Annotated in this window: 12 protein-coding genes, 1 other RNA gene and 1 pseudogene; 2 read left to right on the forward strand and 12 right to left on the reverse strand. The window is 47.0% G+C overall.

Annotated elements, in window-relative coordinates:
- Positions 1-132: 132 nt before the first annotated feature.
- The 8 genes and pseudogenes from C1T29_RS20020 to C1T29_RS20055 all read right to left on the reverse strand — a co-directional run.
- Positions 133-428 (reverse strand): annotated as a pseudogene (locus C1T29_RS20020) (peptidoglycan-binding protein); the annotation flags it as partial.
- Positions 429-536: 108 nt separating this feature from the next.
- Positions 537-892, reverse strand: a transfer-messenger RNA (tmRNA) gene (gene ssrA / locus C1T29_RS20025).
- A 116-nt stretch (positions 893-1,008) separates the two neighbouring features.
- Complete coding sequence (smpB, locus tag C1T29_RS20030) at positions 1,009-1,482, reverse strand: SsrA-binding protein SmpB (protein ID WP_009329604.1); 474 nt, start codon at positions 1,480-1,482, stop codon at positions 1,009-1,011.
- Between the two features lie 115 nt (positions 1,483-1,597).
- The gene (gene rnr, locus C1T29_RS20035; RefSeq protein ID WP_103750128.1) at positions 1,598-3,901 is read right to left on the reverse strand and encodes a ribonuclease R; all 2,304 of its coding nucleotides are present in this window, start codon (positions 3,899-3,901) and stop codon (positions 1,598-1,600) included.
- Between the two features lie 13 nt (positions 3,902-3,914).
- Positions 3,915-4,661, reverse strand: coding sequence for an alpha/beta hydrolase (locus C1T29_RS20040; RefSeq protein ID WP_035337713.1), 747 nt, complete (start codon positions 4,659-4,661; stop codon positions 3,915-3,917).
- 140 nt (positions 4,662-4,801) lie between these two features.
- Positions 4,802-5,032 carry a preprotein translocase subunit SecG gene (secG, locus tag C1T29_RS20045; RefSeq protein ID WP_003185418.1) on the reverse strand — a complete coding sequence of 77 codons (231 nt, stop codon included), beginning with the start codon at positions 5,030-5,032 and terminating at the stop codon, positions 4,802-4,804.
- Positions 5,033-5,195: 163 nt separating this feature from the next.
- Positions 5,196-5,477 carry an AbrB/MazE/SpoVT family DNA-binding domain-containing protein gene (locus tag C1T29_RS20050; protein WP_020452985.1) on the reverse strand — a complete coding sequence of 94 codons (282 nt, stop codon included), beginning with the start codon at positions 5,475-5,477 and terminating at the stop codon, positions 5,196-5,198.
- Between the two features lie 28 nt (positions 5,478-5,505).
- Positions 5,506-5,739: a helix-turn-helix domain-containing protein gene (locus tag C1T29_RS20055; protein ID WP_085959538.1), complete on the reverse strand. Its 234-nt coding sequence runs from the start codon at positions 5,737-5,739 to the stop codon at positions 5,506-5,508.
- Between the two features lie 152 nt (positions 5,740-5,891).
- On the opposite strand from C1T29_RS20055, the gene C1T29_RS20060 reads away from it, so the two are divergent.
- Positions 5,892-6,293: a transcriptional regulator gene (locus tag C1T29_RS20060; RefSeq protein ID WP_020452987.1), complete on the forward strand. Its 402-nt coding sequence runs from the start codon at positions 5,892-5,894 to the stop codon at positions 6,291-6,293.
- Between the two features lie 172 nt (positions 6,294-6,465).
- Complete coding sequence (locus tag C1T29_RS20065; RefSeq protein ID WP_023856314.1) at positions 6,466-6,864, forward strand: helix-turn-helix domain-containing protein; 399 nt, start codon at positions 6,466-6,468, stop codon at positions 6,862-6,864.
- Between the two features lie 48 nt (positions 6,865-6,912).
- Here C1T29_RS20065 and C1T29_RS20070 read toward each other — a convergent pair whose 3' ends face one another.
- From C1T29_RS20070 to C1T29_RS20085, 4 genes are read right to left on the reverse strand one after another with little or no spacing between them, the layout of a single operon-like run.
- A complete protein-coding gene (locus C1T29_RS20070) occupies positions 6,913-7,590 on the reverse strand; it encodes an ABC transporter permease (protein ID WP_020452989.1) in 678 nt (225 codons plus the stop codon).
- Positions 7,591-7,606: 16 nt separating this feature from the next.
- Complete coding sequence (gene opuCC / locus C1T29_RS20075; protein WP_103750129.1) at positions 7,607-8,524, reverse strand: osmoprotectant ABC transporter substrate-binding lipoprotein OpuCC; 918 nt, start codon at positions 8,522-8,524, stop codon at positions 7,607-7,609.
- 13 nt (positions 8,525-8,537) lie between these two features.
- Positions 8,538-9,191, reverse strand: a complete 654-nt coding sequence (locus tag C1T29_RS20080) for an ABC transporter permease (protein ID WP_020452991.1) — start codon at positions 9,189-9,191, stop codon at positions 8,538-8,540.
- A 21-nt stretch (positions 9,192-9,212) separates the two neighbouring features.
- Positions 9,213-10,352: a betaine/proline/choline family ABC transporter ATP-binding protein gene (locus tag C1T29_RS20085; RefSeq protein ID WP_020452992.1), complete on the reverse strand. Its 1,140-nt coding sequence runs from the start codon at positions 10,350-10,352 to the stop codon at positions 9,213-9,215.
- Between the last annotated feature and the right edge of the window lie 97 nt (positions 10,353-10,449).

Consider the following 10,449-nt stretch of genomic DNA (forward strand, 5'->3'; position numbering starts at 1 on the left):
ATGATGAAAATTGGTTTATTATTGATGAACAGCAAAAAAAGGTTGGTATATCCCTTCCAGGGATTTACGAAAATGATAATGAAATAAATTGGAGATGGAGATAAGAAGGCCCTTATTAGAGGCCTTTTTGTATTACTTCAGTAGTGATTCAAGTTTTGCTTTCGTTTTCGGTCCGTAAATACCATCCGCAGACAACTCGTACATCAGCTGGAACCGTTTGACCGCGTTCGCCGTTTTCGGCCCGCAGCAGCCATTTCTATGTCGTTATTCTTTGCCTCTTTGTATGGATAGAAATAGAGGGCAGCTAAAGCCTCTTGAATCCGCCGAACGGCCGTTCCTTTCATGAGTGGGCTTTTTATCTTAAAGATGCCCGCAGGCAGCGTGTAGGATGATTTTTTGTCGCTCGAGGAAAGCTTTTTTTTTTCCGCTGCAATATGAGGACCGATGACCCGCCATACATGTTCATTAAGCCTTTCAAAGGCTCTTGCACAAACATCAAAACTCCCCCAAAAACAAAAAAACCACCATCATATGTATGGTGGAGACGGTGGGAGTCGAACCCACGTCCAGAAACGTCGATTGCTTCAGCGTCTACGAGCGTAGCCCTGCATATTTAGTTTCGCTCATCTTCGTGCCTGCGGGCAGGCCCTCGGAAAGCTAGTCTGATAAGTCTCTTCCTGCGCTCTCAGACGGGAGCGCAAGCGTAGCCTACTTCGTTATGGGCTCTTAACCGGCACATAGGCGATGCGGGCAAGAGCTCGCTGCGCTAATTAGGCAGCTAGTGCTAAGTTCTGGTTAGATTTGCCAGTTATATTTAGGTGCGTTTTTACGAGATCGCCTCTCGGCTCGCAACTCAAGCTCGATCCGTCCCTGTCGAATCCGTAACGTCCCCTTGGATGAAAAGGAAGTCGGATAACTGGCTGCATCACTATTATAACAAGATCACGCGTCAATTCCAAATGGTAATGTCTGTGATCACGTTCATATAGGATAACATGGGTTCCGGCTTTAGATCAAGCCTTTTTGCCTGTCGCGGAATGCTCTTTCGATTTCACGTTTGGCGTCTTTGCGCTTTAAGTCTTCGCGTTTGTCGAATTTCTTCTTCCCTTTTCCGAGTCCGAGCAGCACTTTCGCAAAACCGTTCTTCAAATAAATCTTGAGCGGTACGAGCGAGTATCCCTGCTCTTTCGTCAAACCGATCAATTTGTTGATCTGCTTGCGGTGCATCAAAAGCTTTCTCGTCCGCAACGGATCATGGTTGTAGCGGTTCCCCTGCTCATACGGGCTGATGTGCATATTGTGAAGGAACACTTCCCCGCGCTCAATTTTGGCGAACGCGTCCTTTAAATTCACCCGTCCGGCGCGAATGGACTTGATTTCCGTACCTTGAAGCACGATGCCTGTTTCGTATGTTTCTTCTATAAAATAATCATGATTTGCTTTTTTATTTTGGGAAACAACCTTCCCTTCTCCCTTTGGCATACGGCAACCTCCTCCCGCCTTCAATCTCACATTCAAAAGGGCGGCGAATACGTATTATTCTATCAAATGAACGTTCGCCTTACAATTTCGCCGCCCTTTTTTTGACGTGTGCCGTCTATTTTTTCTTTTTCTTGCGTTTTTGTTTCGGCGCGTTTTGAAAACCGCGTTTTTTCTTTACTTTTTTCTTTTTCGGCTTGGTGAACCATTCCCCTTTGTCAGCCGATGGAGCATCCTTTTTAGGACCCTTTTTCTGTTTTTGCTCCGGTTTCTGCCGGCGGCGGGAGCCTTTCATGCCGACGATTTCAAAATCGATGTTCCGCTCGTCTTTATTGACGTCAACGACGCGGACCGTAATCTCATCGCCGATCCGGTAGACGTTGCCCGTACGCTCGCCGATCATGGCATAGTGCTGTTCATCATAACGGTAAAAATCGTCCGTCATAAAGCTGACGTGGACAAGCCCTTCGATCGTGTTCGGCAGCTCGACAAACATGCCGAAGTTCGTAACGGAACTGATCACACCGTCAAATTCTTCACCGATCTTATCCAGCATAAATTCGGTTTTTTTCAAATCATCCGTTTCCCGCTCGGCATCTACGGCATTGCGTTCCATATTTGACGTATGCTCGGCGATCTCAGGCAGTTTTTCGGCCCATTTCTCCCTTGTCGCTTCGTCTGTCTTGCCCTGAATCAAATACGTCCTGATCAGCCTGTGGACGATCAAGTCAGGGTAGCGGCGAATCGGTGACGTGAAATGGGTGTAGAATTCAGTCGACAAGCCGAAGTGTCCGAGGCTTTGCGGATCGTATTTCGCCTGCTTCATCGATCTGAGCATAACCGTTGAAATTACGGCTTCTTCAGGACGATCCCTGACTTCTTCAAGCACGCTTTGCAGCGCTTTCGGATGGATGCTTCCGGCCGTCCCTTTGACGACATAGCCGAATGTCGTAACGAACTCAAGAAATCTCTGGAGCTTTTCTTGATCCGGATCTTCGTGAATCCGGTAAATAAACGGAACATTCATCCAATGAAAGTGCTCGGCGACCGTTTCATTGGCGACAAGCATAAATTCTTCGATCAGCTTTTCTGCTGTCGACCGTTCTCTCAAGACGACGTCCTTCGCTTTTCCTTCTTCGTCGACGAGTACCTTCGCTTCCTTAAAGTCAAAGTCGACGGCACCGCGTTCCATCCGCTTGCCGCGCAGAATCGCAGCCAAGTCTTCCATGTCTTTGAACATCGGGACAAGCGCCTCATATTTCTGCTTCAGCTCTTCATCGTCATCGACTAAAATCTTGTTCACGTCAGAATAAGTCATCCGCTCGGTCGTTTTAATGACACTTTGAAAAATTTCGTGTTCGACGACTTGCCCTTGAGGATTAATGAGCATTTCGCACGACAAAGTCAGCCGGTCAACCTTCGGATTTAAAGAGCAGATTCCATTCGACAGCCTGTGCGGGATCATCGGAATCACCCGGTCGACAAGATAGACGCTCGTGCCGCGTTCATATGCTTCCTGGTCAATCGGAGACCCTTCTGTGACATAATGGCTGACATCGGCAATGTGGACGCCGAGTTTATAATGGCCGTTTTTGAGTTTTGTGACGGTAACGGCATCATCCAAGTCTTTGGCATCTGCGCCGTCGATCGTGACGATCGTTTGATCGCGCAGATCCCGTCTGCCTTCAAGATCTTTTTCATCGATTGTATCAGGCGTATTGCCGGCTTGTTCCATCGCCTCAGCCGGAAAGTCTCCCGGGAGGCCATGTTTATGAATGATGGAAAGGATATCGATGCCGGGGTCGTTTTTGTGGCCGAGAATCTCGATAACTTCCCCTTCCGCACTCATCCGGCCTTCAGGATAGCTTGTCAGGCGGACGACGACTTTGTGCCCCTCGACGGCGCCGTTTTTGGCGTGCTTCGGAATAAAGATGTCATTCGTGATTTTTTTATCGTCGGGAATGACGAAGCCGAAGTTTTTCGTCTCTGTATACGTGCCGACAATCTTCTGAACGTTGCGCTCAATGATGCGGATGATGGCTCCTTCTTTTTTTGTACCTCCGGACTCCGTACTCAGGCGGACAAGCACGGTATCTCCGTTCATTGCCGTATTCAGCTCAGACGGCGGAATGAAGACATCGTCAAGCGAGGAATCTTCGGGGAGAACAAACGCGAAGCCTTTCGCGTGCGCCGACACCTTCCCTTTGATCAAATTCATTTTTTCGGGCAAACCGTAGCGGTTGCTTCTCGTTCTGACGACAAGCCCTTTTTCTTCAAGGGTTACAAGAGCTTTGACAAGCTCTTTGTATTCGTCCGAATCGGTGATTTCCAGCATCTCTTCCAGTTCCTGAACTGTAAGAGGTTTATACGCTTCTTCTTTCATAAAGGAGAGAAGCTTATCCATAAATTCTTCTTTTTCCACTAACCAGACCTCCTTATGTCTGCCAATCCAGCGTTTCTAAAAATTGATACACATCCTTGTGCAGTGCTTCGCGTTCTTTATCCAATGTGATGGCATGACCGGATTCTTCATACCATTTCAGCTGCTTATCATCCGTTTCAACTTCATTGTAGATGATGTTCGCGCTGTCCGTATTAATCATATGATCGTGGCGCGCCTGCACGACAAATGTAGGCGAATAGATCATGTCCACATGCTCTCTGACATCGGCAATCAAATCCTGCAGTGCTTTCAACGTGTTCATCGGCGTTTTTTTGAATTCTTCCATCTCAGCGTCAATCTGTTCCGCTGTCTTGCCTTCAAATTTCTTATAATTGCGGGCATACTCAAGCACACCCTCGTACATCGTCTCTTCGCTTTTGATATACATCGGCGCGCACATTGGAACAATTCCCTTTATGGGTACAGTGTAACCCAATTTCAATGAAAAAACCCCTCCGAGAGACAGACCGCAAGCGGCGATTTGTTCATACCCTTCCGATTTCAAATATTCATACCCGTTCATGACGTCTTTCCACCAGTCTTCCGGCCCTGTAGAAAGAAGTTCTTCCGGAGGCACGCCGTGGCCTTTATATTGGGGCGCATGGCATGTGTAGCCTTTTTCATTCAAATATCTTCCGAGCATTCTCACGTCCGCCGTGTTGCCGGTAAATCCGTGCAGCAGCAGGACGGCTTTTTTTCCGCCTTTAAATGTGAAAGGTTGTGGTTTGACGATTTTCATGATTCACTGTCTCCTTTTCATATGTATTCTTCCACGTTTAGTCTTGAAACAAACTTTATCAATCGGCCGGTCTCTTCATACAAAGACCTGCAAATAGGAAAAAGGCCTGACTTGAACATCAGACCTCATGCTTCATTGTCTTATACAAAGTAAGCAAGCGCAATCGTTAAGAAAAAGAAAAGCACGGTTAAAACGACCGTCATCCGGTGGAGAATCAAATCAAGTCCTCTTGCTTTCTGCTTTCCGAAAAGCTGCTCGGCTCCGCCGGAAATTGCGCCTGATAATCCGGCGCTTTTGCCGGATTGCAGTAAAACGACAACGATCAGTACGATACTTACAATCACTAATAAGACCGTTAAAAATGCGGCCATAACCTACACCTCCAGACAAACTGGCTGACAATAGTTTTATTTTACATGAAAAGCAAGCGCATGTCACGAGCGTTTCGAACAGCTTTTTTTATTTTTTCCCAGCGCCTGAATAAGGTATACAAAAAAAGGAGCGGCTATGCTCCCTATCAGGCGGAATATGTAATCATTTTTCTGACAAGGCCGCCATCATATCTTCCAGCAGCATTTCTGCTCCCCTTGGGCTGAGTACGATTTTGCCGCCCGCATACGTTTTATTTTTGGTGGTGATGTCGCCGGTCATCAAGCATGCCATGTTGGCGGCGTATTTTGTCAAAATGATGTTTTCTCCGTCGGTGTATATTTCGAGCGGGTCCTTTTCATTGATATTCAACACCCTGCGCATTTCGACCGGGAGAACGACTCTGCCGAGCTCATCGATTCTCCGGACAATTCCTGTATTTTTCACGTTTGAAAAGCCTCCTTTTTTCCTTTGTTTATTGACTTTTGTCAACATCTTTATAATAAAAGAGATCTTCAAATTTTTTGTTGAAATACTGAATCATCTTTCCGATCACAAGCTGTCCGGGCCTCCTTTCGCCATTTAAAACTCTGCTCAGAGTCGCCGGGGATACGCCGATTTCAATGGCAAGCTGATTTAAGGAGAGATTGTGTTCAATCATATACTGGAGAACAAAATCTCTTTTGATATGAATCTTTTTTACCATGATTACTCCCCTTTCTAATCTCTTATGTTTCTTTTTGTCTATATTGAACATAAACGATTTGTTAACTTTTGTCAACACTTTTATCATCCATATGTTTCCTATAGGCAATATTCGTACTAAAATATTTTATAATAAGAGATTGCGAGGTTTTGGCCATGACGAACTTTGGATACCATTTACGACAATTAAGGGAACGGAAAAAACTGACCGTCAATCAGCTGGCAATGTATTCCGGCGTCAGTTCGGCCGGCATTTCGCGAATTGAAAACGGAAAGCGCGGCGTGCCGAAGCCGGCGACGATCAGAAAACTGGCGGACGCTTTGAAAGTCCCGTATGAGGAACTGATGGCATCCGCAGGCTATATCAGCGCATCTACAGTCCAGGAAGCAAGAAGCAGCTACGATTCCATTTACGACATCGTTTCACAGTACGATTTAGAGGATCTTTCTCTGTTTGACAGCGAAAAGTGGAAGGTGCTCTCAAAGAAAGACATCGAAAACCTGGACAAATATTTCGACTTTCTCGTGCAGGAAGCAAGCAGCCGAAACAAAAACTGAATACCTTCTCCGCAGCGCACGCCCCCCTTTTTATCATTTTCGTCTGTTTTCGACCCTGCTGTTATTTTATCCCTTATGTTAACTTTTGTCAATATTTTTCCTATCTAAGTATTTCCTTTAGTCAACATTTGTATTAAACTGTTTATATCATGAATTTGCGGGGGAGATGGCGATGACAATGTTCGGCGAACGACTCAAAGAGCTGAGGGAACAAAGAAGCCTGTCTGTTAATCAGCTTGCTATGTATGCCGGTGTGAGCGCCGCTGCCATTTCCAGAATCGAAAACGGCCATCGCGGTGTTCCAAAGCCCGCGACGATCAGAAAATTGGCCGATGCTCTGAAAATGCCGTACGAGCAGCTCATGGATATTGCCGGTTATATGAGGGCTGACGAGATTCGCGAACAGCCGCGCGGCTATGTCACGATGCAGGACATCGCGGCCAAGCATGGCGTCGAAGATCTGTGGCTGTTTGAGCCCGGAAAATGGGACTGCTTGTCCCGCGAAGACCTGCTCAACCTCGAACAGTACTTTCATTTTTTGGTCAATGAAGCGAAAAAACGCCAATCATAAAAAGCCGAATTTCTCTTTAGCAGAAATTCGGCTTTTTTCGGCTGCCATTTAAGCGGCATCCGGATTCGGCGTCTTGCCTTTATGATGCTTAACGGGGCTCAGCGCACGTTCAAGCCATCCCATGAACAGATCGGCGATGATCGCCATCAGTGCCGTCGGGATCGCGCCTGCCAGAATGATCGCTGTTCCGTTGGTCGCGTTTGACCCCCTGACAATGATGTCCCCGAGGCCGCCAGCGCCGACAAACGTGCCGATGGCCGTGATGCCGATCGCGATGACGAGCGCGGTTCTGAGCCCTGCCATAATGACCGACAAAGCGAGCGGAAGCTCCACCATCCGGAGCACTTGAAATTTCGTCATGCCCATCGCCTTCCCTGATTCAAGGTAGGCGTGCTCAATGCTGACGATTCCCGTATATGTGTTTCGAATAATCGGCAAAAGCGAATACAAAAACAATGATAGAATCACCGTGTTGGCGCCGAGTCCCATGACTAGCATCAAGACGGCGAGCATCGCAAGCGCCGGAATCGTTTGAATGACATTGGTGATGGAAAAGACCCATTTGCTGATCTTCCGGTATCTGGCGATGAAAATACCAACAGGGATGCCGACGACGGCGGCGAATAATACGCCGTATGCCGACATTAAAAAGTGTCGGTAAAATTCCCCCAGCACATAGCTCCCGTTTTGCGCATAATACGTCCAAAGCTGCTGCAGCACTTCCATTTGTCAGCCCCTCCTTTTACTCAAAATAATTGTGCTTCTTTAAAAATTCGGCCGCGACGACAGAAGGCTCTTTCAGTTTTCCATCAACTTCGTAATTGAGCTCCTGCATCGTTTCGGTATCGATTTTTCCGATCAGTTTATTGATGGTCTCTTTAAGCTCTGGATGTTCCTTCAGCACTTTTTCCGGCACGACCGGCGAACAGTCATACGGCGGGAAAAAGCGTTTATCGTCTTTTAACAGCTTTAAATCATAGGCTTTGATCCTGCCGTCCGTTGAATAGGCAAGAACGATATCCATTTTGCCGTTTTTGACGGCGTCATAAACGAGTCCGATCTGCATTGGAAAGGTCGAGCCGAATGAAAATCCGTATTCCTGTTTAAATCCCGGATATCCGTCGCCTTTTCGTTTCAGCCAGGCATTGTCAACGCCAAGCTTCAGTTTATCCGCATCTTTTTTCAGATCGGATATGGTTTCATAGTTCCCTTTTTCAGCGAGTTCTTTCGTGACTGTAAAAGCGTACGTATTGTCAAATCCGTAAGAATCAAACCATTTGTAGTTGAATTTCTTTTTAAAGTCCTGCTGTACGATGTGAAGCGCTTTTTCCGGGTCTTTCTCCGCTTCCCTTCCAAGCGTGCTTGTCAGATCTGTTCCCGAATAGCGCGTCGCTGAAATGTCAATGTCTCCGCCGAGCATGGCCTGGTGCTGCACATAGTTTGAGCCGAGGTTTTTGACAAGCACCGTATTGAGATCTGTATCATGCTCGATCAAAAGCGAGATCATATTGGCAAGAATTTCGGATTCGGTCAGGTTTTGCGCCCCGATTTTGATCGTTTTATCGGAAGCCCCGCCAAGACCCGGCAGCGCACAGCCGCTGATCAAAAGCAAGAAGACCAGCATGACGGCGCCGAGCCGTCTCAATTTTTTTGTTTGCATAAGAGCCAACTCCTTATGATACTTCCTTCATCCCTTTTAATCCTTGGGGCGTGACTTTGTCTTCGGTTTTCGACAGCATATAGTCGATCACAATGGCCAGTATCGTAACCGGCACCGCTCCGGCGATAATGTACTCAGGCTGGTACAGGTTGAGCCCGATAAAAATATAGTCGCCGAGTCCGCCGCCGCCGATAAAAGCCGCGAGCGTCGCCCAGCCGATTAAGTAAACGGTGGAAGTCCGGATGCCTGCCATGATCACCGGCACCGACAGCGGCAGTTCGATCAGGCGGATTTGTTCCCATGCAGTCATACCGATTCCCTTTCCTGATTCAAGCAAATTTTGATTGACGCCTTTTACGCCCGTGTAAGTGTTTCTCAGAATCGGTAGGACTGAATAGAAAAACAGCGCGACAATCGCCGGAATCTTTCCCACTCCGAGGAGCGGAATAAAAAACGCCAGAATCGCCAAACTCGGCAGCGTTTGAATGATATTAACAATTCCAATCACGACGCCGGCCCCTTTTTTCATTCTCGTTAAAACGACACCGAGCGGAACCGCGATAATGATGCCGAGCAGCACCGCAAAAATGGATATATATAAGTGCTCCCATGTTTTATAAAGCATTTCCCCGCCGTTGTTCTGGAGAAATTGGACGATCTGATTCATGATTGATGCACCTCCCTACATTTAACGTTGGACAAGGGTTTCTTCATCTCCCCAAATCGAGTCGTACACGATGTCGACAAGGTTTGCCCTTGTGACAATTCCGACAAGGCGCCCTTCTTCATCAAGAACGGGAACATATTTGAATCCTCTTTTCAAAATTTTTCGGACGGTATCTCTGATGAGCGTGCCTTTTTGAACGGAGTAGACATTCTCATTGACAACCTCTCCGACCGTGACGGCTTTTTTCCGGTATTGATCGATGATTTCAACATCGATATATCCTTTTAAGACATTGCGTTCGTCCACAACAAGCAGTGAATCGACGCGGCGCTCCCTCATCACTTGAATCGCTTCAGTCAGGTTTTTTTCACTCGTAATCGTGACCGGATTCGGATTCATCACTTGTTCGACATGCTCGATGTCAGGACGGGACTGAAGAAGCCGTTCTTTTCCGATGAACTCCTCAACGAATTCATCCGCCGGATTCCGCAAAATGTCGTCAGGCGTTCCGACTTGAACAATCTCGCCGGCACGAAGAATCACAATTCTGTCGGCAAGCTTGATCGCTTCATCCATATCGTGGGTCACAAAGACAATCGTTTTGTCCAGCGATTTCTGCAGCTTTTTGAACTCTTCCTGAAGCGAATCACGGGTGATCGGGTCCAGCGCTCCGAACGGTTCATCCATTAAAATGAGGGGCGGCTCCGCCGCAAGCGCCCGCAGCACGCCGATTCTCTGCTGCTGTCCGCCGCTTAGTTCATGAGGATAGCGGTTCAAATATTCCGGCCCCATATCAACGAGCTGAAGCAGTTCCTCCGCCCGCTTCTTCCGCTTTTCTTCCGGCCATTTCAAAAGCCTTGGAACAAGCGTGATATTCTGCTGAATCGTCATATGGGGAAAGAGTCCGATTTGCTGAATGACATAGCCGATTTTCCGGCGCAGCTCCACCGGGTCCTGATCCATTATGTTTTCTCCGTCGATGTAAATGCTTCCTGAAGTCGGTTCAATTAAACGGTTGATCATTTTCATCGTCGTTGTCTTCCCGCAGCCGCTCGGTCCGATAAAGACGATAAATTCACCTTTTGCTATATCAAGATCAATGTTCTTGACCGCTTTTTTTCCGCCTTTATAAACCTTCGATACATTTTCTAGCTTCAGCAAAACGCACACCTCCATCTGTTTTTTAAAAATTTCAACATCTCATTTATTATAAAATACACTTTGTGAAATAAAAAGTTTACAAAGTGTTTAAATTATA

This window comes from Bacillus sp. MBGLi79 (assembly GCF_002953915.1).